Annotated in this window: 18 protein-coding genes; 11 read left to right on the forward strand and 7 right to left on the reverse strand. The window is 50.7% G+C overall.

What is annotated here, in order from left to right; genetic code table 11:
- Positions 1-112: 112 nt before the first annotated feature.
- Both PsW64_RS02390 and PsW64_RS02395 read left to right on the forward strand, forming a co-directional pair.
- Complete coding sequence (locus PsW64_RS02390; protein ID WP_063289991.1) at positions 113-868, forward strand: SIMPL domain-containing protein; 756 nt, start codon at positions 113-115, stop codon at positions 866-868.
- Positions 869-1,366: 498 nt separating this feature from the next.
- Positions 1,367-2,806: an MFS transporter gene (locus PsW64_RS02395; protein WP_208980533.1), complete on the forward strand. Its 1,440-nt coding sequence runs from the start codon at positions 1,367-1,369 to the stop codon at positions 2,804-2,806.
- Between the two features lie 148 nt (positions 2,807-2,954).
- On the opposite strand, the gene PsW64_RS02400 is transcribed toward PsW64_RS02395, so the two are convergent.
- On the reverse strand, positions 2,955-3,212 hold the full coding sequence (locus tag PsW64_RS02400) for a hypothetical protein (protein WP_063290151.1): 258 nt from the start codon (positions 3,210-3,212) through the stop codon (positions 2,955-2,957).
- 604 nt (positions 3,213-3,816) lie between these two features.
- Between PsW64_RS02400 and PsW64_RS27725 the strand changes: the two genes are divergently transcribed.
- Positions 3,817-5,694 (forward strand): M10 family metallopeptidase, encoded by a 1,878-nt coding sequence (locus tag PsW64_RS27725; RefSeq protein ID WP_082830990.1) that lies wholly within the window; start codon positions 3,817-3,819, stop codon positions 5,692-5,694.
- 77 nt (positions 5,695-5,771) lie between these two features.
- Here PsW64_RS27725 and PsW64_RS02410 read toward each other — a convergent pair whose 3' ends face one another.
- Positions 5,772-6,119: a winged helix-turn-helix transcriptional regulator gene (locus PsW64_RS02410; RefSeq protein WP_057461116.1), complete on the reverse strand. Its 348-nt coding sequence runs from the start codon at positions 6,117-6,119 to the stop codon at positions 5,772-5,774.
- A gap of 91 nt (positions 6,120-6,210) precedes the next feature.
- Here PsW64_RS02410 and PsW64_RS02415 point away from each other — a divergent pair, with 91 nt between their 5' ends.
- Positions 6,211-6,951, forward strand: a complete 741-nt coding sequence (locus PsW64_RS02415) for a hypothetical protein (protein WP_063302582.1) — start codon at positions 6,211-6,213, stop codon at positions 6,949-6,951.
- A 116-nt stretch (positions 6,952-7,067) separates the two neighbouring features.
- On the opposite strand, the gene rpoD is transcribed toward PsW64_RS02415, so the two are convergent.
- The 3 genes from rpoD to PsW64_RS02430 all read right to left on the reverse strand — a co-directional run bounded on the left by rpoD (position 7,068) and on the right by PsW64_RS02430 (position 12,545).
- Positions 7,068-9,188 (reverse strand): RNA polymerase sigma factor RpoD, encoded by a 2,121-nt coding sequence (gene rpoD, locus PsW64_RS02420; RefSeq protein ID WP_063302583.1) that lies wholly within the window; start codon positions 9,186-9,188, stop codon positions 7,068-7,070.
- Positions 9,189-9,726: 538 nt separating this feature from the next.
- The gene (dnaG, locus tag PsW64_RS02425) at positions 9,727-11,718 is read right to left on the reverse strand and encodes a DNA primase (protein ID WP_063302584.1); all 1,992 of its coding nucleotides are present in this window, start codon (positions 11,716-11,718) and stop codon (positions 9,727-9,729) included.
- Between the two features lie 182 nt (positions 11,719-11,900).
- Positions 11,901-12,545 carry a GatB/YqeY domain-containing protein gene (locus PsW64_RS02430; protein WP_306418668.1) on the reverse strand — a complete coding sequence of 215 codons (645 nt, stop codon included), beginning with the start codon at positions 12,543-12,545 and terminating at the stop codon, positions 11,901-11,903.
- A 67-nt stretch (positions 12,546-12,612) separates the two neighbouring features.
- On the opposite strand from PsW64_RS02430, the gene carA reads away from it, so the two are divergent.
- On the forward strand, positions 12,613-13,803 hold the full coding sequence (gene carA / locus PsW64_RS02435) for a glutamine-hydrolyzing carbamoyl-phosphate synthase small subunit (RefSeq protein ID WP_063302585.1): 1,191 nt from the start codon (positions 12,613-12,615) through the stop codon (positions 13,801-13,803).
- A gap of 177 nt (positions 13,804-13,980) precedes the next feature.
- Here the strand turns inward: carA and PsW64_RS02440 are convergent, their stop codons facing one another.
- Positions 13,981-14,430, reverse strand: coding sequence for a MerR family transcriptional regulator (locus PsW64_RS02440; protein WP_208860172.1), 450 nt, complete (start codon positions 14,428-14,430; stop codon positions 13,981-13,983).
- A gap of 1,284 nt (positions 14,431-15,714) precedes the next feature.
- Here PsW64_RS02440 and PsW64_RS02445 point away from each other — a divergent pair.
- From PsW64_RS02445 to PsW64_RS02465, 5 genes are all read left to right on the forward strand, one after another.
- Positions 15,715-15,948 (forward strand): helix-turn-helix domain-containing protein, encoded by a 234-nt coding sequence (locus PsW64_RS02445; RefSeq protein WP_057461122.1) that lies wholly within the window; start codon positions 15,715-15,717, stop codon positions 15,946-15,948.
- Positions 15,949-16,127: 179 nt separating this feature from the next.
- Positions 16,128-19,490, forward strand: a complete 3,363-nt coding sequence (carB, locus tag PsW64_RS02450; protein ID WP_063302586.1) for a carbamoyl-phosphate synthase large subunit — start codon at positions 16,128-16,130, stop codon at positions 19,488-19,490.
- Between the two features lie 95 nt (positions 19,491-19,585).
- Positions 19,586-20,059, forward strand: a complete 474-nt coding sequence (gene greA, locus PsW64_RS02455; RefSeq protein ID WP_057461124.1) for a transcription elongation factor GreA — start codon at positions 19,586-19,588, stop codon at positions 20,057-20,059.
- A gap of 389 nt (positions 20,060-20,448) precedes the next feature.
- On the forward strand, positions 20,449-21,789 hold the full coding sequence (locus PsW64_RS02460) for a globin-coupled sensor protein (protein ID WP_063302587.1): 1,341 nt from the start codon (positions 20,449-20,451) through the stop codon (positions 21,787-21,789).
- 145 nt (positions 21,790-21,934) lie between these two features.
- A complete protein-coding gene (locus PsW64_RS02465) occupies positions 21,935-23,269 on the forward strand; it encodes a hypothetical protein (protein ID WP_063302588.1) in 1,335 nt (444 codons plus the stop codon).
- Positions 23,270-23,333: 64 nt separating this feature from the next.
- Here PsW64_RS02465 and PsW64_RS02470 read toward each other — a convergent pair whose 3' ends face one another.
- Positions 23,334-23,816, reverse strand: coding sequence for an Lrp/AsnC family transcriptional regulator (locus tag PsW64_RS02470; protein WP_057461126.1), 483 nt, complete (start codon positions 23,814-23,816; stop codon positions 23,334-23,336).
- 161 nt (positions 23,817-23,977) lie between these two features.
- Here PsW64_RS02470 and PsW64_RS02475 point away from each other — a divergent pair, with 161 nt between their 5' ends.
- Positions 23,978-24,937, forward strand: a complete 960-nt coding sequence (locus PsW64_RS02475) for a mitochondrial fission ELM1 family protein (RefSeq protein ID WP_063302589.1) — start codon at positions 23,978-23,980, stop codon at positions 24,935-24,937.
- Positions 24,938-24,985: the final 48 nt, after the last annotated feature.

A 24,985-nucleotide genomic window follows, 5' to 3' on the forward strand; every position in this document is an offset into this window, starting at 1 on the left:
CCGCCGCAATTGTAACTTCTAATTGCATTTCTCGATATTCGGCTGATCAAGAATGACAGTCCGCAGCACGGATCAGGCATCAGCCTCAACAAATTTGAAACTGGAGAATTTAATGCAGAGCGAACAGAAGAAATTGCGTCTTCCAAGTATAAGCGCGCTGGCAGTTGCTGGTCTTGTTGCCGCCGCCCTTGTTGTATCCAGCGGTGTCAATGCCAAGGCTGCTGAGCAAACTGGCAAGATCACAATCTCCGGCCAGGGGTCGGTCAACGTGGCGCCTGATATGGCGACGCTGGTCTCCCGCGTAATCACACAGGGTGATGATGCAAAGTCCGCCCTTCAGCAAAACTCCGTCACCATGCGCGCCATCCTGCAGGATGTTGAAGACGCAGGCATCGAAAAAAAGAACATCCAGACCACCGGTTTTGACATTTCACCGATCTACGACAACCGCCGCCTCAAAAACAATGAGCCAAAAGCTCCTGAGATTGTTGGCTACCGTGTGCAGAACGGCATCCGCATCAGTCTGCAGGACATCACCAAACTGGGCACCACGCTAGACATGCTGGTGCAAAACGGCTCCAACGATGTTGGCCAGATCCAGTTCGGCGTATCCAATCCTGAAAAATATATTGATGAAGCTCGCGAAAGTGCCGTGAAAGACGCCCGCACCAAGGCGGAAACCTACGCGAAAGCTGCTGGTGTTAGCCTCGGCAAAATTCTCAGCATTTCCGAAGCCGGGTACAACCCACGCCCTTACCCGGAAATGATGGGCATGAGAGCTGCAAAAATGGACAGTGCCCCGCCAATTGCAGCAGGTCAGGAGACCCTCTCGTCATCAGTTACAATAACCTACGAACTTGTGCAGTAACACAAGCCTCCAATGCAACCTCTCAAAACCCCGCCCCAAGCGGGGTTTTCTTTTTTAATGCCGACAACCATCATAGTCCGGCAACATGCACATTCCCACGAGTGCTCCTATATTGGGGTCTGATAATCTCCCCCAGACATTCATTATTTAAGCATATTCTGAAGCCACCTCGATTCAGAACACCTCACAAAGCACGCGGCATTTTTCATCGTTTCAACAACTCAAAACCGCGCCAGGCTTCACGTAGGCGACCGCCAAGTGCCTGCATAAACCTAGCTATTCAAGTTGCCTTCACATCTGCCGAAAAAAGGACCTCCTCGTGCTGTAAGAAAGCTAAGCTTGCGAAACAAAAGGAACAATCCGCCAATTTATGTTGGGCCAATTTTTGCAAAATCGATTTATTGAAATAGCAGGTGCGCCACGATTTAATAAGAAAAGACTTTACTTATTAAACACCTCAAATTAAATAAGTGATATATTTTTAAATAGGCGATACTCATGACCATATCCAGCCCGGCACAAACAATCCCATTATCGCCCTTCAAAAAGCTGACCATGGATGGTCGCTGGCTTGCGTCTCTCATCATGATTTTGGGTGTTGGGTCGGCAAGCATGAACAACTTCCTCTCCTCCGCCATCATGCCAGATATCATCCGCGATCTTGGCGGCCAGCAACGCGCCTTCTGGGTCCTCAGCTTGTTTCAGATCGGCTCCATTCTGGCAGGCACGGTCACAGGCTCGTTGAAAGCACGCATTGGCGCACGCCCTCTCTTTATCGCGGCGGCCCTGTCTTTTCTGGCAGGCTCATTCGTTGGCGGCGCCGCAAATTCGCTGGAACACCTGCTGCTTGGCAGAATGCTGCAAGGTTTGGGCGAAGGCATGATTGTCTCCCTCTGCTATACGTTGATTTCAGACCTTTATCCGGAAAACGCCGTCTCCTCAGTTTTTGCTTTGCTCTCAGGAGTTTGGGCTGTCTCCGCAGGCATCGGCCCCCTCACCGCAGGTATCCTGACAGAAAGCTGGTCCTGGCGTGCAGTGTTTTACGCCAACCTGCCTCTGTCTTTGATGCTACTCCTGCTGGCAATCACCGTCATCCCGTCCACCACCAGAGACAAAGCCACAACGACGCAATCCTCGGATAAGATGAGCATGTTCCCCCGCCTCGGGCTTCTGGCTGTGGCTGTATTGCTCATTGCGTATGTGGGCGAACTGCGCAGCCTTCCCCGCATCACTGGCGCTCTAGGCATTGGCTTGATCCTGCTGTTCCTCGCCGTGAAATGGGATAAGAAAAGCACCAGTCCGTTCATTCCGCGCAGTGCGTTCAAGTTCACCGGCATTCTGGGTCTTGGCATGTGGGTCACGCTGCTGCTGTCCATCGCCAGCGCCGCCCGTGTTGTTTATGGCGCTGCTATGGGGCAGGTGCTGTGGGGACTTTCCGTCACTCAGGCATCCTATGCCATGGCCATCACAGCCTTCACATGGACAGCCGCCGCATGGATCGTCGCCCGTGTGCAGACACCACACGCACAAACCTATCTGATCCGTCTGGGAACCTTAAACATCATTGCTGGCACACTGCTCACCGTTGTTTCGCTTTACACCATGTCCCTATGGATATTCCTGCTCTCCTCCGTCTTTAACGGAGCAGGCTTTGGCATGAGCAGTCAGTTCTTGAAAAAAGCAATCATTTACGCTGAAACCGATGACGAGCGCGACAGAGCCTCCGGTTTCATCGGGCCGCTGCAATCCGCAGGCATGGCCATTGGCGCAGCGCTGGCAGGCCTTCTGGCTGGCCTCTCTGGCTTCTCCGTTCCAGGTGCAGAAGACTTGATTACACTGGAAAATGCTGCCCAGTCCGGCCCGGTCTTGTTCCTCATCATGGCAGGCATCGCAAGCATTGCCGCTCTATTGGCTTTCAAAATGCCAAGAATGGTCTAGTCACATTAAAGGGATGACAAACATGTGCCGCAAATGTGGAGACAACCCGGGACGCGATCCGCCACAGGTGCAGGCACTGGCCGGTGCTTAGAGCGCACCTTACCAAAGTGAGTGCTGATTTTCGGATCAGAACACGCAGGAAAGTGAGTCAGCGTGGAAGCGGTTGACCCGGTGGCGGCGGAGGCGCTCGTCGCAACGGCTGATCAAAATACCTGTCAGGCCCATGCCCACGCCAACCAACACCATGCATGCGGTTCATCATCGCAAACATCATAATCGCGGCAATCACCACAAGAACCAGCAGAGTCGTGATGATCGAAGTCGCAATCACCCATCCCCTGCTCGGCTTCCGCCCAATCGAAGCCCTCAACCCATCCAGCTCACGCCGCATATCTTCCGGTTCCATATCCTGCTCCATGACCGAATGATCATCAGGGAAAGACTATGACACGCTAGAGTAAACACTTATCTATACAAAACAAAATCTAGGTCCTGACGTTAACCCTTCACCCGAGCAGAGAATTACAAACCACAATGGATTCAGATCGATTTGATAAAAATATCAACTAAAAAATTTAGAAGTTAGAACAATAAGAAATAAAATCAAACTCAAAAACAAATGAACCAACGTAAGCAATTAAGCTGAAATCACCCGTTATCTTCACTCAGCAAGGCCAAAAACTTAATTTATTTCACTTAAAAATTAACGCTGCATTTTTTTGGGTAGTAGCTTAAGGCCACACTAGAAAATTACCACAATTTTCCTTTTGTAAAAACTCGTACATGCCCCTCACCTAATATATAATATCGCCGCAGCAGATTCAGCATCAGATTTAGGTAAGCAAAATGTACTCAGCACATATCTCAGGTGATTTTATCTCGCCTGATTTATCGATCTCAATGCGACAATCACATCGTTAAGTTTGCAGTATCTTTGTGACCAAAAGCCTTGTTCACATCAAATTTCGTTCAAGCAAAAATTATGTACCGAAAGTAATTAAGGATTATCAATGAACTCGACAACTTTAAATCGTCACTCAGGTTTCCTACCCGATTATATCTCGAACGAAATTCCCGCTGGTATGTTTGGAACTCTCAAGGCCTCAAATTCGAGAGGCTTTTACTTCACTGGAGTGACAGGTGACAACAACATTGATGGATTAATATCCGGAGGGATATGGTATGATCCAGATTCACTTACTCCTTGGTACACAGAAGTTACATATAGTTTCCCACAGAACTCATCTGATTTTCAGAGCCACATGTCCTCTGACGATGTAGCTGCAAGAAATAGCTTAGTTTCATTTGGCAATATACAACAAAATGCAATGCGAAAGGTCTTTGATGGATTTGAGGAAGTTTCCCAAATTACTTTCACTAAAGTGGACTCAAACGAACCTGCCAACATCGTTATCGCAGGAACAACAAACAGCGACGTAACACCTACTGCATCTAGCGAAATACCCGGAGGCTCTGATGTAAATCAGTGGTACAATGCTAATTACTACGACTTAACACCAGAAGCCGGCAGTTATACATGGCATACACTTATCCACGAAACTGGCCATAGCCTTGGACTAGCACATGGACACGAAGTTGATCGAGACTCACCTGTAGACGAACCAATTCCTGGCAAAGCCATGAATCCTAACCGCGATTCTATGGAATTCTCAGTGATGACTTACCGTTCATATATCAACGATCCTCTAAATGATGGATATTCAAACGAAGACTACGGATATGCTCAAAGTTTGATGATGTACGACATAGCTGCCATTCAGCAGATGTATGGCGCTAATTACGACACGAACAACGATGACACAACTTACACATTCTCTAGTACAACCGGTGAGATGTTTATAAATGGTGTCAGCGAAGGCGCCCCTGGTGACAACCGCATTTTCAGAACGATCTGGGATGGTAATGGTAACGACACCTATGATTTCTCAAATTATAACAACGGCATAACCGTAGATCTGGCACCTGGCAGTTGGTCGCTATTTTCAGAAGGACAAAAAGCTTACCTTGGTGATGGAAACTACGCGCGTGCGAATGTATTTAATGCACTTCTTTATGAAGGAGATACTGACTCACTTATTGAGAATGCTATCGGCGGCGACGGGAACGACAGCCTTTCCGGAAACATAGGAAGCAACAAGCTAACAGGTGGAAACGGTAATGATACGTTAACTGGCGAAGCTGGCGATGATACATTGATCGCTGGCAACGGCAACGACACCTTACTTGGTGGAAACGATGAAGACACCTTAATCGGAGGCAATGGCGACGATATCCTGCGCGGAGGCGATGACAATGACTTCCTCAGAGGCGGAAATGGTGCAGATACGCTAGACGGTGGGCAAGGGATTGATTGGGTCAGCTACTCCGAATATAAAAAAGCCGACATCGACACTGTCATTGACCTACGCCTCGGGCAAGGACTTGAGGGGGTCGCCCTCAGTGATACATACCTTTCCATTGAAAATGTAAACGGCAGCGACGGGAACGATACGATTATCGGTACTGACGGCATAAACACGTTAAATGGTCGAAAAGGGAATGATACGCTCAAAGGATATGCCGGCAACGACACCTTACTGGGTGGAAGTGGAGACGATACGTTAGTCGGCGGAGCAGGCAACGATATCCTAACAGGCGGCTCTGGAGCCGATACTTTCGAGTTCTTTGGGCCTACAGGTCACGACATAATCACCGATTTCGAATATGGCGTAGACACACTCTTAATTGAAGGTCCAGCTGTTGCTTTAGCTGATTTGACAATTACTGACCTCGGTATTGATGCAAAAATTGCTTACGAAGAGTTCTCCATCACACTTTTAAATGTAGATGCAGCTGCTATCACAGATGACTACTTTAACTGGGCTTAAAATAAGTTTTTAAAAATCAGGTGCCGCGAGCAAGTTCAACTATTGTTCGTGGCACTTTTTATTTCAAGCCTCTCACCTCACGCGAATGTCTCACCCCATTTCAGCAGTTCCAGCAGGATGGGGCCGACGGCTTGGCCTTTTTCGGTCAGGACATAATCGGCCCGTGGAGGGTGGGAAGAGTAGAAGCGCTTTTTGAGGACACCGTGTTCCTCCAGCTTTTTCAGGCGAGTTGAGAGCGTGTTAGGACTGACCTTCAAACTCGTTTCAAGGTCTTTGAACTTACGCGGCCCATCCAGAAAAAACTCTCGTAATATCAAGAGACTCCACGGATCGCCCAGCACGCCAAGCGAGCGCATGATGGGGCAGTTATCGCGGTCAATTCCAGCAAGTTCAGGCGGCAGAAGAGAAGGGTCAAACTCAGTCATATAAGCAGAGGTAGCATAGTAAATTCAAAAATGGAATTGACTCCTATATTTGAAGTCACTACCAATATTGAAGTTATTCAGGAGAACTCCCATGACTTCAATCATTCTGGAATTCATTGTTTTAGCCTTCGCTGTTATATTCCCGACTACACTGGTTGCTATCGTCGCAAACAGAGCCAACCACGCCCAGTTATCACCACCCGCTCAAAGTTGGGCCGTCGGCGTCTTCATCACATTGCTTGGGGTGTGGTTTGCAGCTGCCGTCTTGCTTGCCAAGGCAGATCTGTTCACGCTGCCCACCGAAGCCCCACAGGTTCCACGATTGATCCTTCTGCTTCTGGGCGGCTCCCTCACCGTATGGGCACTGGCAAACTTCACGGCAGCAGGACGCAAGATTCTGGAAGCCACAGGCCAAAGCGTCTTTATGGGAATTCAAATCCTGCGTGTGATCGGCTTTGTGTTTCTAGTGGGGTGGGCAATGGGGCCAGTGCCATGGGAATTTGCCATGCCAGCGGGCCTTGGAGATATCGCAACAGGCATTCTGGCCGTGTTTGCTTACAAAGCAGTCCGCAGCAACGCCGCCAACGCCCGCGCTCTCATGATCCGCGTTCACATTCTCGGCCTGTTGGATTTCGTGGCCGCAATCGGCACCGGTGTCCTCACCTCAAACGGCTACTTCCACCTGCTCTCAACAGATGCTCCCAACATCATAGACCACTACCCCCTCGTCCTCGTCCCCGCCTTCTTCGTCCCCCTCTTCCTGACAGCGCATATTCTGTCGATCCAGAAGATGGTGACAGAAAATAAGAAAGAGAAAACGGTAGCAGCATAACTCTCAATTAACGCAGGAAAGCCCGTCCACTCTCCAGCCAGAAAGTCTCAACCCAACAAAAAAAGCCGGTCTCCTCACAGAGACCGGCTTTCTTAATTCTCAACCAGAGCAGCAGCTTAGCTGTCCAGGAAGCTCCGCAGTTTGCGGGAGCGGCTTGGGTGCTTCAGCTTACGCAGCGCTTTCGCTTCAATCTGACGAATACGCTCACGGGTAACGGAGAACTGCTGACCAACCTCTTCCAGAGTGTGGTCGGTGTTCATGCCGATGCCGAAGCGCATACGCAGGACACGCTCTTCACGAGGTGTCAGCGATGCCAGAACACGGGTCGTGGTCTCACGAAGGTTCGCCTGAATAGCCGCATCAATCGGCAGGATGGCGTTTTTATCCTCAATGAAGTCACCAAGATGGCTGTCTTCCTCGTCACCAATCGGTGTTTCAAGGGAGATAGGCTCCTTAGCGATCTTCAGCACCTTACGGACCTTCTCAAGCGGCATCTGCAGCTTTTCAGAGAGCTCTTCCGGGGTTGGCTCACGGCCAATCTCGTGAAGCATCTGACGAGAGGTACGAACGATCTTGTTGATCGTCTCGATCATGTGCACCGGAATACGGATGGTGCGTGCCTGATCCGCGATGGATCGGGTGATCGCCTGACGAATCCACCAGGTCGCATAGGTGGAGAACTTGTAACCACGGCGGTATTCGAACTTGTCGACCGCCTTCATGAGGCCAATGTTACCTTCCTGAATAAGATCCAGGAACTGCAGGCCACGGTTGGTGTATTTCTTGGCAATGGAGATAACGAGACGAAGGTTCGCTTCCACCATTTCCTTCTTCGCGATACGCGCTTCGCGTTCACCCTTCTGCACCATGGAAACCAGAGTACGGAATTCGGTGATCTCGAGGCCAGTCTCAGTCGCAAGCGTCTGAATCTCGCCGCGCAGTTCGCGGATCATGTCGCCATCATTAGTCACAAACTTCTTCCAGCCACGGCCAGAAAGATTTGCAACTTTGCGGATCCAGTTCGGATCCAGCTCAGAACCCTGATAGTGTTTGATGAAGTCAGCGCGGTTCACGCCGTTGCTGTCTGCAAGACGCAGCAAGCGACCTTCATAACCCATCAGCATTTTGTTGATGGAGTAAAGCTGCTGAACCAGTGTCTCAATACGGTTGTTATTGAGGTGCAGGCTCTTCACTTCAACAATAATGTCTTCTTTGAGCTTCTTGTAACGACGCTCCTGAGACGGAGACAGAGTTTTGTTGGCCAGCTTGTTTTCAACCAGCTGGTCCTGAAGCTTGCGCAGCTTCTTGTAATCCTCTGTGATCTTGTCAAAGATCTCAACGACCATAGGCTTCAGTTCTGCTTCCATTACAGAAAGAGAAACGTTTGCCTCGTACTCGTCGTCATCGTCATCAGTGGCTTCACCACCTTCTGCAGGTGCTTCACCCGGCGCGCCCGAAGTAGCATCAGCAGGCGCAGCAGCGGCAGGAGCAGCAGCACCGTTAGGTTTACGGGCTTCTTCTTCCTTGCGCTTGCGGGCTTCTTCTTTTTCCTTAAGGCGCACAGCCTCAGGAACTTCACCCTCACCAGCTTGTTCTTGCTCAGAAAGGTCATCATCAGATGGACCGTTCTTGTCATCAGGTCCGGAATATGTTGCATCCAGATCAATAATGTCACGCAGCAGAACCTTGCCTTCAGCCAGCTCCTCACCCCAGATGATAATCGCCTGGAAGGTCAGTGGGCTTTCGCAAAGACCTGAGATCATAGCCTCACGGCCAGCCTCAATACGCTTTGCAATGGCAATTTCGCCTTCGCGGGACAACAGCTCAACAGAGCCCATCTCGCGCAGGTACATACGCACCGGGTCATCGGTACGGTCTGTAGGTTCTTTGGCAGTCGTGGTTTTGGTAACAGCAGTAGAAGAAGCAACAACCAACTCACCGCCGTCTACAGCGGGTGGAGCTTCCTCTTCTTCTTTACCTTCTTCTGCATCTTCCGCCTCAACAACGTTGATGCCCATTTCAGAAAGAAGCGACATGGTGTCTTCAATCTGCTCAGAGCTCACCTGATCAGGTGGAAGAACTTCATTCAGTTCGTCATAAGTGATGTATCCGCGTTTTTTCGCGGACTTGATCATTTTCTTGACGGCGGCGACCGACAAATCCAAGAGCGGACCATCTTGTCCCTCTGCGCCTGCCGGTTCCTGCGTATCTTCAGCTTGTGTCGCCTTCGTCGCCATATTCTGCTCCAAAGTCGCTGGTCGTGCTCCAGCGAACTATCGCGTTACGCAATCAATCGCCCCCGTGTTTGGACCACACAGGCGGCATTTGAATCACATTTGACTTTGGGGTTTAACGCAAAGTCCCTTAAACCTGACTTAACCCTGGTATCAAAATGTTTTCACGGAATTGAAAACCCAAAACTCATTCGGGCAGGACTGCTCACCGGCATCCCTACCGTTTTAGGCCGTATCCGGCACATTCCAGGCATCGACAGCGCTGATTATCCGATTATGATATCGCCGCTTTAAAGACATCTAAGGTCTACGGGCGCTCGTATCGGCTGTCTGACTTAGTGTATGTAGCCCGCCTTTTGTGATTCGCAAGGGCGATTCGGCATGGTCAATCTGATTCTGGGGGATTTTGGACAGTTCATTGCCTGTTTTTCTGGATAACTTTGAAAAACAAGAGTTCTTCCATCACAATTCTACCTCAAGTTGCGATCACCAGATCCTCTGGGGGAAGCAGATAAACAGACCCGCAATCCCTCCTCTCAGATCAAGCCAGAACAGACCCTTTTGAGGAGCGCATTTTGGCTGCACGCTCCGCCAGCTCCTGCTCATCACGCAGGCAATCCTCACGGCGACGAGCCAAATCCTGCGTAAGCGCCTGAAACCGGCCCCAGCTTTCTTCGGTCAGATCCTGCTCCATGGCCCGCGTTTCATGCTCAAGCTCCTGCTCCAACATGCGCAACTCAAGCATATCAGCATAATTCAGGAACAGCATCTCCACGAAATCTTCAGGTGGATTTTCTTTTAGGATTTGAGCACGGTTCCCCAAAGCATCCCAGCTGATTAATTTATTTGTCTTCGACTGCGGCTCAAATCGCTCAATGAAGCCTTTGGCTTCCCCCAAAATCTGGTAAAAGTGCTCTCCAAGACTATCATACATACGGACGACAGTTTCATCTCCCAGTTCAGGAGAAACAACGCGAAGAAAACTCTCCATAAACTTCACATGATCATCATTGTTGTAGCTCAGTAGAGAAATTCGCTCGAAATGCTTCTCAAGCAAATCAAGGTATACAACGGACATACCAATAACAATTCGCTCAATCCCGTAAGCAGGCGTGTTAGGCGCCCCCATGTTGTTTTCAGCGCTTCTGAAGCGATTTTCTTCGTTACCGCCCTTGCCAGCTTGTTGGCCGCGCCACCCCCCATCACGACGACCACTACCGCCGCTTTTGCCACGGTTCCGGCGGCTCTCCTCATAAAACAAGTTGGAGAGTTTGAGACGCAAGTCCATCCGATAACGCTTCTGAACGCGCTCATCTTTGATGGTCCCAACCAGATCTTCAACGGCCTTTTCCAGCGCAGCCTTGCGCTCAGGCGTATCAATCCGGGCTTGCTCGCTCTCACGGCGCCAAACCACTTCTGAAAGTGGCAGAGCTTTCTCAATCTCTCCGTACATGGCAGCAGTGCCACCAGCATTAATCACATCATCCGGATCCTGCCCGTCAGGCAAAAACGCAAACTGGAAAGACTTACCGCTGGTCAGAACTGGAAGAATACGATCAACCGCTCGGTGGGCAGCAGAGATACCGGCGACGTCACCGTCAAAGCAAACCACGGGCTCATCAGCAAACTTCCAAAGCCGCATAATCTGGTCTTCGGTAAACGCAGTACCCAAACTCGCGACCGTCGCTTTGATGCCAACCTGCCAGAGGGCAATGGCATCCATATACCCTTCCACCACAATCGCTTGTCCGCTCTCATAAGCAGGCTGGCGCGCGCGATGCGCATTAAACAGCATCGTCCCTTTGTGAAAGACAGGTGTTTCCGGTGAGTTCAGATATTTCGGCTGTCCATCCGGGTCCATGGTCCGGCCACCAAAAGCAACTGCCCTGCCCCGATCATCATGGATCGGGATCATCAGACGATTGCGAAACCGGTCATAGGACGGACGCCCATCCTCGGGTTTAATGAGCAAACCCACTTCAATCAGCTCAGCTTCAGTGACGTCTTTCGCCATCAAAGCCTTCTTCAGATTGTCACGTCCAGGAGGCGCAAAACCAAACTGAAACTCATTCAGCGTCTCGGCACTCAAACCGCGCCGCTGCACATACTCTTGCGCAGCGCGCCCATCAGCAGACTGGAACACATGCCGAAAATAGCGTGCCGCCATCTCACAAACATCGGTCAGAGAATTGCGCTTTGCAGCTCGTTTTGCCGCCTGAGGATCGGGCGCAGGCATGGCGATTCCGGCTACACCAGCCAGTTCTTCCACAGCTTCAGGGAAACTGAGGCCCTCAGTCTCCATCAGAAACTTGAAATGATCTCCACTTTCACCACAACCAAAGCACTTGTAGCGGTTGCGGCGCTCATCAACATGAAAGCTGGGAGACTTCTCTGAATGGAAGGGACAACAGGCCCAATAATCACCCTTTCCGGGCTGCGATTTACGCCGATCCCAGGTTACACGTCGCCCCACCACATCTGTAAGCGAGACGCGGTTGCGAATGTCATCAAGAAAGAGCTGATCGAAACGCATAATGGTCCAATTTGTCGTAGTGGCCTGAAAGCAGCTGAGCTGGGTATTATATAGCCGTGAAGGCCCCAAGAAGCCAGCAAAACCCCCATTTGCGCTGGCTTAACTCAATTTACCGCTTCAGGAAAAAAGAAAAGCCGCATCATGATGACGCGGCGGCCTGTAAGTGCTCCAAAAACGTTGACTTACTGCGGAGCTCGCAGCATCTGCTTCACCATGCAACTGGCTTTCGCAAAGTCCATCTGGCCCGGATAACGCTCTTTCAGCTCGGCCATGCAGCGTCCCATATCACGCAGCCCACGCGCTTCAACGCACTCGACAACTGTTTGACAAACAAGCTTCATTTCGTACTCGCTGAGCTGCGAAGGCAAGAATTCACGGATCATTTCCGCTTCTTCACGCTCTTGCACAGCAAGCTCTACCTTACCGCTCGCTTCACAATGCGCCGCTTCCTGCTCACGCTGGACTAGCATGGTGTGCAGGAGGTCCATCAGCTCTTCGTCGCTTAAGCCATCACGGCCTTGCTCACGAGCAGCCATATCCCGGTCCATGATGGCAGCGGTGATGAGGCGCAACGTGGCGGCACGTCTTTTGTTAGTGTCTTCTTGCGCGGCTTTCAGCGCATTCGCTATTTTGTCTCGCAACATACTAAAGGAACCCTGACGCGGAAACTTTAAAAGAGGCTCTCCAAATCCCGGATAATACGTCTCATCCATCTGATTTGGGCTGATTTCCTGTAACTCGAGCGCTATTATTTCTACACGAGTGATATTGACCAGAGGAACCCCTTCTCCTATGGTCCCGGCCTTGATGCGACTGTGACGCGCCAAAGTCAAGTCCCTTCGGTGCGTTTCAGATGGACGCATACTGTCATCAACCGTATCAAGAAAGCAAGTGATGAAAGCTCAAGACGCGTGGTCAGCACCTAAACCTACCGCCCTCCTCGTTCTCGCAGACGGTACAGTCATTGAAGGCCGAGGCGTTGGAGCTCTTGGAACAGCGTCCGGCGAAGTCTGCTTCAATACGGCAATGACCGGGTATGAAGAGATTCTCACAGATCCTTCCTATGCAGGACAGATCATCACCTTCACGTTCCCCCATGTTGGCAATGTGGGCGCGAACGAAGACGATGTTGAAACTGTAGATATGGAAGGCACGTCTGGCGTACGAGGCGCGATTCTGCGCACCGACATCACGACCCCTTCCAACTATCGCTCTGGCAACCACTTCGATGCATGGCTCAAGGCACGAGGCATTGTTGGACTGACCGGAGTAGACACCCGTGCATTAACAGCTCTCATCCGCGAAAAAGGTATGCAGAACGCTGTGATCGCTCATAACGCTGATGGCGAGTTTGATGTGGAAGCGCTGAAAGCAGAAGCAGCCGGCCTCCCGGATCTGGAAGGCATGGACCTTGCAAAAGGCGTGAGCACTCAGAAAACCTACGACTGGAACGAAACCACCTGGGATTGGGAGGACGGGTTTGGCGCCCAGAACAAACCAAGCCATCACGTGGTTGCTCTGGACTTTGGTGTAAAGCGTAACATCCTCCGCCTTCTGGCAGATGCCGGATGCCGCGTGACTGTGGTGCCTGCAACCACTTCTGCTGAAGACGTCCTCGCCCTCAAGCCGGATGGAGTATTCCTGTCCAACGGCCCTGGCGATCCAGCTGCAACAGGTGAATACGCGGTTCCAACCATCCGTAGTCTCGTGAAGTCTGGCCTGCCGGTCTTCGGTATCTGCCTGGGTCACCAGATGCTCGCGCTTGCACTTGGTGGCACCACCACAAAGATGCATCAGGGCCATCACGGCGCAAACCATCCGGTTCACGATTACACCACCAACAAGGTTGAAATCACCAGCATGAACCATGGCTTTGCTGTGAGTGCTGGCAGCCTGCCGGACAACGTGGAAGAAACACACGTTTCCCTGTTTGACGGCACCAACTGTGGTCTGCGTGTAAAAGATGCACCTGTCTTCTCAGTGCAGCACCATCCGGAAGCGTCTCCTGGCCCACAAGACAGCCACTACCTGTTCTCTCGCTTCATTGAGCTGATTGAGAACCACAAGACACCTGCAGCCGCTTAGAGCGCGTTCGCTCATCAAAACGGCACAGCAGAATGAATAAAAGCGGGGTCCAGTGCCCCGCTTTTCATTTGCCCGATCGTAAGCAGATCGTGATCGGAAACACCGCCTCAGCAACATCAGGGCAACAAAAAACCCGGCACCAAGGGAGCCGGGTTCCGTAACTCTTATCAGAAGCGATTAAGCTGCTTCTGTTTCCAGCATGCTGCTCAGTGCATGTGACACACCGCGAACTTCCGCAATCTGCTCTTGAAGCGCTTGCTCCTGCTCATGAAGCAGCTGCTCCTGCGCACCACAAATTTCCTGAAGTTCTTTAAGTTGCTCAGGACGAGGGCTGGAACCCTCAACGAGCTTGATAATACGACGAACTTCTGCCAGCGTCAGACCGATCTTCTTGGCCTGCAAAATGACCCGCATGCGGCTCACATCACGACCTCTGTAGAAGCGGCGTGCTCCACGACGTACTGGGTTAAGAAGCCCCTTCTCCTCATAAAATCGTAGTGTACGCAGAGTGACGCTAAACAATTCTGACATTTCAGAGATTGCGAGCAGTTGACCGTCCCCATCGTCCTCACGAATAGGTCCAGCGATATCCGCAGCGACATCTAGCTTACTAGGAATACTGTTCATTTCCATTTGCCCGGTGGTTTGTATGTTAAACCTTAGAAGAGTTACAAAAGCTCATCATTTCAGCTCCCCACCCGGTGCCTCCATGAATTCCCCTAATAACTTTTGTACTCCCCCACTTCTGTACTAGCTTATGCAGTAGCATTTGATACCCACTCACACTGCGGAAGCTTTTCGATGTTCATTTGAACAATCTTCAATGCATCCCCAGTGAGGAATGAGTACCCCCACTTTCAAAGTCCTCAATGAAATCTATGATAATTCATATTGGACAATTGATAATCTACACAAGGAAACTGATAAAATATAGCCCGACATCGCATTTTTTACTTCGTAAATGCAACGTATACACTAGGACATCCGAGAATTAACATCATAAGTAGTTATACTAGATAAGTATTATAAAAAAATAGCGGCACCTACTTTTGCAAGTCCGCTGATTTATTCTACATTTTCCGGCAAATACCCAAAGATGTTCCTGCGTTATCCGAGCTAATATACTATAGAAGCGTCAATTACATATTGTCTATAATATGTGAACATGACGAAGAGATAGCCAGAGTGAGCAATACAACTTCTAACTACTCTCCTTCTTTAGATCTGCTCTGACTTTATTCTTTCTCAGTAAAACGAAAATTGGCTGACCAAATGATCACTCTGCACATTTTTTAAACAGGATGTTCATTTTTCGCGCTGCAAAACTTTGAACTGCCGTCGCGTACAGAGGGGATAATGTGGAATCTGACACATTAAAAGGCAAAACTACCCAAAGATTCACTAGGTCAAAAGTGCCAGATTGTGCGCATTGCACAATTTTGGCCACCCAATTTCATTAATTGAATCATCTTCAGCATGTGCAAGCCAGAAGAAAGACACCGTCTTCAGCAGGTAAACTCAATTTACCATCAAACACGTACTTGCGCTTAGCCCTTCAACAGGCCATTGACGATCCGTCTGATTTGAAATCTGAAAGTCGCATGACGATGCACATCCATCTTTTTGCCCTTCAGATTAGCCCGATACAGGATGAGTTCGTTTAACATGATTATCTCCTTGATGAGCCGCGTGAATGGAAAGCCACCTCAGTTCTATGCAAAGAAATCACACAGGCTTACGGGAGTTTTCCTGAAACGCCACAATTATAAGCGCACTAATTGCGCCCCATCAAGGTAAATGGCGCAATTTTTGCGCTTTTTACATTCTGTTATATGCAATAGTACGAATGCAGATTATTATGCATCAGTCTGTACAATGAATTTTCAGTCTGGGAATCATTAGGTTAGTATCATGAAACCATCTCAGTTTCGGGCTTGGCGCAAGTCGATGGGCTATAAGCAAAAAGAGGCAGCGGAACGCCTCGGCTTAAAAAAACGAATGATTCAGTATTATGAAAACGGCAATCGTGACGGTAAACCGGTAGAAATTCCGAAGTCTGTTCGGCTGGCCTGCTATGCCTTAAGCACTGGTATTGCTGACTTTGATGGTGAGAAAACCACAGAGAACACGACTTTAGCTGAATAAACTCCCCTTAAGTCTTGAGAAAAAAAACCGGATTATTTCGGAAATAGGCGTTCGTCGGGGTTTATCATTACTCGAATATTTCTTATAACGCGCGCTCAGCCGACATACTCCTAAAGAGGGCACCACCAGAGCACCGATCGGGTGCACTGGTGCTTAAACGCGAGCATATGTGAGTCACCATGCCTAAACGCAATGACATCCAATCTATCATGATCATCGGGGCTGGCCCCATCGTGATTGGTCAAGCCTGTGAGTTCGATTATTCTGGAACTCAGGCTTGTAAGGCACTGCGAGATGAGGGCTACCGAATTATCTTGGTGAACTCAAATCCGGCGACCATCATGACAGATCCGGATCTGGCTGATGCAACCTACATCGAGCCAATCACCACGGACGCCGTTGAAAAGATCATCGCCAAGGAAAAGCCGGACGCGCTCCTGCCAACCATGGGCGGACAGACCGCACTCAACTGCGCGCTGGAACTGGACCGCAAAGGCATCCTGAAAAAACACGGTGTCGAGATGATCGGTGCAAAAGCCGACGTCATCGACAAGGCTGAAGACCGTGAAAAATTCCGCGCTGCCATGGACAAGATCGGGCTGGAAAATCCACGCGCCGCAATCGCATCCTCTCCGCCAATCCTTGATGATGAAGGCACCATCACCGGATATGACCGCGGAGCAGGCTATGCTGAAGCCATGCGCCAGATCGACACCATCGGCCTGCCAGCTATCATTCGCCCTGCGTTTACGCTCGGCGGCACAGGCGGCGGCGTAGCGTATAACCGTGAAGAGTACGAACAGATTGTTCGCTCCGGTATCGATGCGTCTCCAAACGGTCAGGTGCTCATCGACGAAAGCTTGCTCGGCTGGAAAGAATACGAGATGGAAGTGGTTCGCGACACAGCGGACAACTGCATCATCATCTGCTCCATTGAAAACATCGACCCGATGGGCGTCCACACAGGCGATTCCATCACGGTTGCCCCTGCCCTGACCCTCACCGACAAAGAATACCAGATCATGCGGAACGCCTCGATTGCGGTTCTGCGTGAGATTGGCGTTGAAACAGGTGGATCGAACGTTCAGTTCGCGGTCAACCCGGCGGATGGCCGTCTCGTTGTGATCGAGATGAACCCACGCGTCTCCCGCTCTTCCGCACTGGCTTCAAAAGCAACGGGCTTCCCGATTGCCAAGATCGCGGCAAAGCTGGCTGTTGGCTACACGCTGGATGAGTTGGAAAACGACATCACCGGCGGTGCAACACCAGCCTCTTTTGAACCAACAATCGACTACGTCGTCACCAAGATCCCACGTTTCGCGTTTGAAAAGTTCCCGGGTTCCGAACCAACCCTGACAACAGCTATGAAGTCTGTTGGCGAAGTGATGGCCATTGGCCGGACCTTCAAGGAAAGCCTGCAAAAAGCCCTGCGTGGTCTGGAAACAGGCCTGACAGGCCTCGACCCAATCGAAGTCGACGGCCTTGGCCAGGGCGAAGACTACACTGCGATCCGCAAAGCTTTGGCTGTTCCAACACCAGATCGCCTGCTCAATGTCGCTCAGGCAATGCGCTTTGGCACCTCTGCAAAAGAAATCCACGACATCTGTAAGATTGATCCGTGGTTCCTGGAGCAGATGCAGGAAATCGTGGACATGGAAGCAAAGATCATCGAGCACGGCCTGCCAGACAACGCAGCCGCCATGCGCATGGTCAAAGCTATGGGCTTCTCAGACAGCCGTCTTGCGGTTCTCACCCAGACGACTGCTGACAAAGTAGCAGCTCTGCGGGCTGAGCTCGACGTGAAGCCAGTTTATAAGCGCATTGATACCTGCGCCGCAGAATTCGCGTCTCCAACGCCTTACATGTACTCCACCTACGAGACACCAACACCGGGTCTGCCTTCCTGCGAAGCAAACCCAAGTGAGAAGCAAAAGGTTGTCATTCTGGGTGGTGGTCCAAACCGGATTGGTCAGGGCATCGAGTTTGATTACTGCTGCTGTCATGCTGCGTTTGCGTTGAAAGATGCTGGCTTCGAGGCCATCATGATCAACTGTAACCCGGAAACAGTCTCAACAGACTACGACACATCCGATCGCCTCTATTTCGAATCTCTCACCTCTGAAGACGTGCTGGAAATCCTCCGCCTTGAAAACTCCAAGGGCACACTGAAGGGTGTTATCGTCCAGTTCGGTGGCCAGACACCTCTGAAACTGGCACAAGCGCTCGTAGAAGCTGGCATTCCAATCCTCGGCACGTCACCAGACATGATTGACCTTGCAGAAGATCGTGACCGGTTCCAGCGTCTGCTGCACAGAATTGATCTGAAACAGCCAGAAAACGGCATCGCCTATTCTGTTGAACAGGGCCGCCTCATTGCCAACCAGCTTGGCCTGCCGCTTGTTGTTCGCCCATCCTACGTGCTGGGTGGCCGCGCAATGCAGATCATTCGCGACGAGGAAGCGCTCAACAACTACCTGCTCGGCACACTGCCAGAGCTGGTTCCACATGATGTGCGCGCCAAGTACCCGAACGATAAAACCGGCCAGATCAACACCCTGCTCGGCACCAACCCGCTTCTGTTCGACCGTTATCTCGACGGCGCAATCGAAGTGGATGTGGACGCTCTGTGTGATGGTGAAGACGTCTTCATCTGTGGCATCATGGAACACATCGAAGAAGCTGGTATCCATTCCGGCGACAGCGCATGTTCCCTGCCAGCCTACACGCTGGATGATGAAACACTTGCCAGACTGGAAGAGCAAGGCCGCAAACTCGCTCTGGAACTCAACGTTGTTGGCCTCATGAACGTTCAGTTCGCAATCAAGGACGGAGAGATCTACGTTCTGGAAGTGAACCCGCGTGCATCAAGAACAGTACCGTTCGTGGCAAAAACCATTGGCGTGCCGATTGCGAAAATCGCAGCCCGCGTCATGGCAGGCGAGAAACTGTCAAACTTCGACCTCAAGCCGAAAAAGCTGGATCATGTCGCAGTGAAGGAAGCGGTCTTCCCGTTTGCTCGTTTCCCGGGTGTTGATACGGTTCTCGGTCCTGAGATGCGCTCTACCGGTGAAGTCATGGGTCTGGACACCGACTTCTCCTTCGCATTCGCCAAGTCACAGCTCGGCGGAGGCACCGTTATTCCGGCAGGTGGAACAGTCTTCATCTCATTGAAGGATGCAGATAAGCCGAAAATTCTTGAAGCAGCTAAAAAACTTGTAGCATCAGGGTTTTCCATTATATCCACCGAAGGCACGCAAAGATACTTGGAAAACCAAGGCATCCCGTGCGCAAAGGTCAATAAGGTGCTTGAAGGGCGTCCTCATATCGTTGATGCTATCAAGAACGGAGAAGTTCAGCTCGTCTTCAATACAACCGAAGGCGCACAAGCACTTTCCGACAGTCGGTCACTTCGTCAGGCTGCGCTGATGAACAAGGTTCCTTACTACACAACTGTGGCAGGAGCCGTAGCAGCAGCTCAAGGCATCGAAGCTTTCCGAGCGAAAACGCTTGAAGTAAGGTCCTTACAATCTTACTTCTGCTAGTATAGTTTAACAGGTCCGGGTTGAGGCTTCTCAGCCCGGTCAGTTTTTTAGTGTGATGGGCCACACCACCACAACGTAAGAAAGGTGTACGAGCCATGGAAAAGGTACCTATGACGCCGGAAGGTTATGTGATGCTCACAGAAGAGCTTAAGCATCGCACGACCGGAGAACGCCCGCGCATTATCGCAGCCATTTCCGAAGCACGTGCTCACGGTGATCTTTCAGAGAATGCGGAATACCACGCAGCGAAGGAACAGCAGAGCCTGAACGAAGGCCGGATCAACGAACTGGAAGCCCTTCTGGGTCTTGCAGAAATCATCGATCTGACCAAACTCAGCGGCGATACTGTCAAATTCGGTGCAACCGTATCTCTCATTGACGAAGATACCGAGGAAGAAAAGAAGTACATGATCGTTGGCGATGTTGAAGCTGACGTAAAACGTGGACGCATTTCTATCTCCTCTCCAATTGCACGCGCACTCATCGGCAAATCTGTTGGTGACAGCGTCGAAGTGACTGCTCCAGGTGGCGCACGCGGTTACGAGATTACTGAAGTCCAATTCGGTTAAGTAAATTGTAGAGCTGAATTCAGCATTTCAGGACCTCTCATGAACTGAGATAATCCTTGCTGAATTTTCAGAATCTTATGATTTCAAGAAATGAAAGTGCCGCTCTGAGCGGCATTTTTTATGCAATCCACACGAGTTATCCACTAATTACAGAGCAAATAATCGGTTCTTCGATAAGTTAACGGATTTACTTCAAAAATCTGAAAAAGCAACAATACCCTGCGACAATCTGGCACGTATCCCTGCCTAAAAAGCTCATATCCAATCACAATCTGCGCTTGCCAACACAATTATAGGTATATATTCGACATTTTGCATGGATAAATCTACCTACTGTTAACCCTTGTAAATGCAAATGATCTCGACAAATTGACGGGAAATTTGCTGCCATGACCACCAATTCATTTTCAGGTCTGAAAAGCCAGCTCGGTTTTTTCAAAATCGATAGTCAGACTATACAAACACTTTCAGATCTCTGGCCCAGTGTTGAGGGCCACTTAACACAGATTTTGAGCGATTTTTACAACCACGTTCAGCGTGATCCGGAACTGAAGAAAAAAGTATCCGGCAAGGTTGATGGCTTGAAATCAGCTCAAGCAAGCCACTGGAAAATCCTGTTCACTGGCGGTTTTGATTCCACCTATATGGAGCGCGTTGACAAGATTGGTCGCGCCCACGTGTACACCGACCTTGAGCCGGATTGGTATATTGGTGGTTATACGTTTATTCTCGAAGAGCTGACCAAAGTTCTCTCCAGCAAGATGCGCTTTTCACCAGGGCGCTTATCGCGCAGCCTGATCGCTCTTCAAAAAGCAGTGATGTTCGACATGGGCCAGGCAGTCTCCGCCTACCATCGTCACTACACAGAAGAGCGTGATGAGCGCACCCATCAGCTTGAAGATGCCATCAACGCTTTTGAGCGGACAATCACCAAGCGGATAGAACAGACGGCAGAAGCCGGCAATCGCGTCGAAAACTCTGCACTCACCCTTCGCGAGACATCCGAGCAAAGCAAAATGGCCGCAGAAGCTGCAAGCCAATCTGCTGACTATACAGCCTCAGATGTCCACTCCGGTGCGGCGGCAGTTGAAGAAATGTCTGCCAACGTCGCCGAAATCGGTTCGCAAGTGACCCGCTCTGCAGAAACAGCACAGACTGTTTCCAAAGATGCAGAACGCACCAATGACACCGTTCTCGGCTTGCAAACAGCAACCAACGAGATTGGCGCAGTGACCGAGCTCATCAGTGCAATCGCAGAGCAGACCAACCTTCTGGCCCTCAACGCAACCATTGAGGCCGCACGTGCAGGTGATGCAGGCCGCGGCTTTGCTGTTGTGGCAAGCGAAGTGAAAGACCTCGCAAGCCAGACAGGTCAGGCAACCGACGAGATCGCCTCCAAGATCAGCGCGATCCAGAGCGAAACACGCCGCTGCGTAGAAGAAATCTCTGCAATCTCTCAGAAGATTGAGGAGGTGAGTTCGACAGCGACGGCAATTGCTGATGCAGTGGACCAACAGGCCATCGCAACCAACGAAATCTCATCAAGCATTCAGTCCGCTTCTCAAAATGCGAAGGGCGTAACAAGCGAGTTGAGCAACATCCTGGCGACTGCAGACGAATCCAAACGCGCTGTTGCCACAGCAACATCCGCTGCGACAGAACTCAGCCAGCAAAGCGAAGCAATTTCAGAAGAAATCTCTCATTTCTTCTCAAGCATCCGCTGCCTTTAATCGTCGCAACGACAATTGAAGAACACCAGAACGGCCTTCCACGTGAGGGCCGTTTTTTGTATTTGAAGTCCAGAGCAGCAGCTCACAAAGTCAACCAAGACACGTCCCTCTAACACCAAGAAGAAAAACAAAAAAAGGGAACGTCATGTCCATCAAATTCAAACTGGTTGATGAAAGTGGTCTGCCCGACACCACAGCACATATCTGGGTCGCAGGCTGGATCAACGGAGGGTCACAGGAACACTTCAAGGTCCTGGAAGGAAACAATTTCACAAGACCCAGCACGACAAACGCACCAACCAGCGTTCCGTTTCAAAAGCTCTCGGATATCGGCGATGTAGTGCTAGAGGACAAAACCAACGGTGATGACCGCTTCCTGTTTGTTGTCTCCAAAGACAAGCCGCAGGACCTCACAGTCACAAACAACAACCCGATTCAATACACTCAGTACCCTTATGCCAACACACCGGGCGTAGAGGCTCCCGGCCCGTTTGACGTTTTCGAGTTTGGTCTGGATGCTCAGCTAAACCTATCCGCGGTGAGCGGTTTTGGTCTCAACCTCCGTTTTGATGTTGAAGGCGCGGACGGCCCGCAATATGGCATGCGCAAAGACGTGACACGGGCTCAGATTGCCAAGGCCTTCACCAAGTTCATGAGGAACGAAGCAAAGGCTGATCCAGCCGCCGCTCACTTCCTCCCCCTGCTCTACTCCACACCGCTCACAAAAGGCGGGTTCCAACCGCCCCTCGTGGACAATCAGTTCTTCGCCATATGTGATCCCAACGACTGGCTCGCCTCAAAATCCGGCAACTACCAGAAAACAACAGATGATCCCCTGGCGACCTATTGGGATGAGACCCTCGACCGTTTCTTTTCGCCGGGATACGTCTTGAGCATCAATCTCGGCTCAAAAGCGGTTCCTCGTTTGTATGAAGGAAGCTGCACCACACAGACACAATCTGGTTCAACCGAGCAAACCCAAGTCTATACGCTGACAGGCCCAGCTGGCACTTTCCACTTCTACAAGCCGAAAAGCGGCCTGACGAGCAGCCAATACGTCTTCGAACAGTCCTTCGGTGTCGGTTTAACTCCGGCAGGGGCTGCAGGAGATGCAGGCCTGCTCCAGGACAGCATCTGGGAAGCGCTGTGCCGCGGTGTAGCACTAGACGGCGTATTGACCACCGAAACGACAGAAAGCGCGCAGGCAGCCTTTAGCACCACAAAATGGAACGATTGGAGCAAGTGGTACGAGGCAGGCAAGACATGCCACTATTACTCAAAGTTCTTGCACTACAGCGACAGTGATGGAAACGACTCACGCCTTTCCGGCAAACCATCCCTCATGCTCAATCAGGCAGCCTATGGCTTCAGCATGGATGAAAACCCGGTCGGCCCCTATGACGGGGCCGAAGTTCCCTCGAAAACGAACGAAAATATAAAATCAGGCACAGTTACAATCACAGTCGGTAAGTGGGTGTAACCAGGCATAAAAAAACGGCCTTCCTACGCGAAGGCCGTTTAAAAGTTTCTCCCGGATCGAAAGCCTAGAAATACTCAGGCTTATCAATTGGCACGTTCGGCTCATCCTTGATACGGCGGATGGTCAGTGCAGTGCGAACGTGATCCACATTCTTTGTGGAGGTCACATCGCGAATAATGAAGTTCTGGAAAGTCTCCAGATCTTTAGCCGTACAGCGCATGATGAAGTCAACTTCACCTGACACCATGTAGCTCTCCCGAACCAACGGCCATTCCTTGACTTGCGCTTCAAATGAGACGAGGTCATTCTCTGTTTGGTTATGCAATCCAACCATGACAAAGGCGGTGACTTCATATCCCAGTTGTTTCTCATCAAGTAGCGTACGGTAGCCGCGAATGAGTCCTGCTTCTTCCAGGGCTCGAACCCTGCGCAAACATGGGGGCGCAGAAATTCCTACACGACGAGCCAGCTCCACATTGGTAATGCGGCCGTCTCCCTGCAGCTCCTTCAAAATTTGCCAGTCGATCGAATCCAGACGCGCTTTCAAGCTCGTCTCCTTTGCTTGTCCTATTGGATTAACAGTTAACCTGTTTTACAACACTGCCTAAAACACGAAGTTAGGCGAAATGCTAGTTTATTGCTTATTTGCGACAGACTATATCAACAAATAGCATTTTGCAGACACTTCCCGAAAGCTGGGGGAACAAAATGTCGCAAAACCTGTGGGTTTTAACAGATGGCAAGATCGGAGACGTAGCGCAATGCATCGGTGTAGCCGACGCGTTGGGACTTCCCTACGAAATTCGATTAGTTGCCCCCCGCAAGCTTTTTACCTACGCAATGCCTTGGGGACCAATCGATCCCAAAGACGCACCACACAAACCAGAAAGCCCGCTTGCACCCCCATATCCCGCGGTCGCGATTGCATCCGGGCGCAGAGCGGTGCCCTACTTACGCGCACTAAAGCGGCTTTCCAAGGGCCAGACCTTTACTGTTTTCCTCAAGGACCCAAAGATCAACAGCAAATTTGCTGATTTTGTCTGGGCGCCGGAACATGACGGAATTTCTGGGAAAAACATAGTAACAACACTTACGTCACCTCACCGTTTCTCAGCGCAAAAGCTGCAGGACGCGCGCGACAACCCGCTTGAGGCAATCGCAGCGCTGCCAAAGCCCAAAGCAGCTGTCCTGATTGGCGGCAATTCCCAGCATCACACCTTTACGCCCGACAATATCAACACGCTTCTCGCCGCACTTAAAAACCTGTCGCACACCCATTCGCTCATGATCACCTGCTCCCGCCGCACCCCAAGAGAGCTGGCGATGCAGTTGCATGATCTGGGCAGATCCGAGGGTCATCTCTTCTGGAATGGGGAGGGAGAAAACCCCATCGCTCAGTACCTCGCTAACGCAGAAATCACAGTGGTTACAACAGATTCCACCAATATGGTGGGCGAAGCTGCAGCCACTGGAAAGCCTATCTACGGCTTCCGCCCAACAGGCACTCACAAAAAGTTTGATAGGTTTTTATCAAGAATGGAGGATTTGGGAGTACTTCATCCCTTCCCCGGAGACATATTAGCACCTACTTATGAACCGATAGACGCAACACCGGATATTGCGGATGCCATATCCAAAGCGATTGAACAAAAGCAAACGAGCGGATAGAACCCCTCCCTAACACGGCACTGGTACTATCCAAGCGCGCACGAAATT

The organism is Pseudovibrio sp. W64 (assembly GCF_001623145.1).
Lineage (GTDB): Bacteria > Pseudomonadota > Alphaproteobacteria > Rhizobiales > Stappiaceae > Pseudovibrio.

Coding starts and splice junctions, on each gene's coding strand:
- PsW64_RS02390 (WP_063289991.1), top strand. CDS start 113: ATGCAGAGCGAACAGAAGAAATTGCGTCTTCCAAGTATAAGCGCGCTG.
- PsW64_RS02465 (WP_063302588.1), top strand. CDS start 21,935: ATGTCCATCAAATTCAAACTGGTTGATGAAAGTGGTCTGCCCGACACC.
- PsW64_RS02445 (WP_057461122.1), top strand. CDS start 15,715: ATGAAACCATCTCAGTTTCGGGCTTGGCGCAAGTCGATGGGCTATAAG.
- PsW64_RS02415 (WP_063302582.1), top strand. CDS start 6,211: ATGACTTCAATCATTCTGGAATTCATTGTTTTAGCCTTCGCTGTTATA.
- dnaG (WP_063302584.1), bottom strand. CDS start 11,718: ATGCGTTTCGATCAGCTCTTTCTTGATGACATTCGCAACCGCGTCTCG.
- PsW64_RS27725 (WP_082830990.1), top strand. CDS start 3,817: ATGAACTCGACAACTTTAAATCGTCACTCAGGTTTCCTACCCGATTAT.
- carB (WP_063302586.1), top strand. CDS start 16,128: ATGCCTAAACGCAATGACATCCAATCTATCATGATCATCGGGGCTGGC.
- PsW64_RS02395 (WP_208980533.1), top strand. CDS start 1,367: ATGACCATATCCAGCCCGGCACAAACAATCCCATTATCGCCCTTCAAA.
- PsW64_RS02410 (WP_057461116.1), bottom strand. CDS start 6,119: ATGACTGAGTTTGACCCTTCTCTTCTGCCGCCTGAACTTGCTGGAATT.
- PsW64_RS02440 (WP_208860172.1), bottom strand. CDS start 14,430: ATGAACAGTATTCCTAGTAAGCTAGATGTCGCTGCGGATATCGCTGGA.
- PsW64_RS02460 (WP_063302587.1), top strand. CDS start 20,449: ATGACCACCAATTCATTTTCAGGTCTGAAAAGCCAGCTCGGTTTTTTC.
- PsW64_RS02400 (WP_063290151.1), bottom strand. CDS start 3,212: ATGGAACCGGAAGATATGCGGCGTGAGCTGGATGGGTTGAGGGCTTCG.
- PsW64_RS02475 (WP_063302589.1), top strand. CDS start 23,978: ATGTCGCAAAACCTGTGGGTTTTAACAGATGGCAAGATCGGAGACGTA.
- carA (WP_063302585.1), top strand. CDS start 12,613: ATGAAAGCTCAAGACGCGTGGTCAGCACCTAAACCTACCGCCCTCCTC.
- greA (WP_057461124.1), top strand. CDS start 19,586: ATGGAAAAGGTACCTATGACGCCGGAAGGTTATGTGATGCTCACAGAA.
- rpoD (WP_063302583.1), bottom strand. CDS start 9,188: ATGGCGACGAAGGCGACACAAGCTGAAGATACGCAGGAACCGGCAGGC.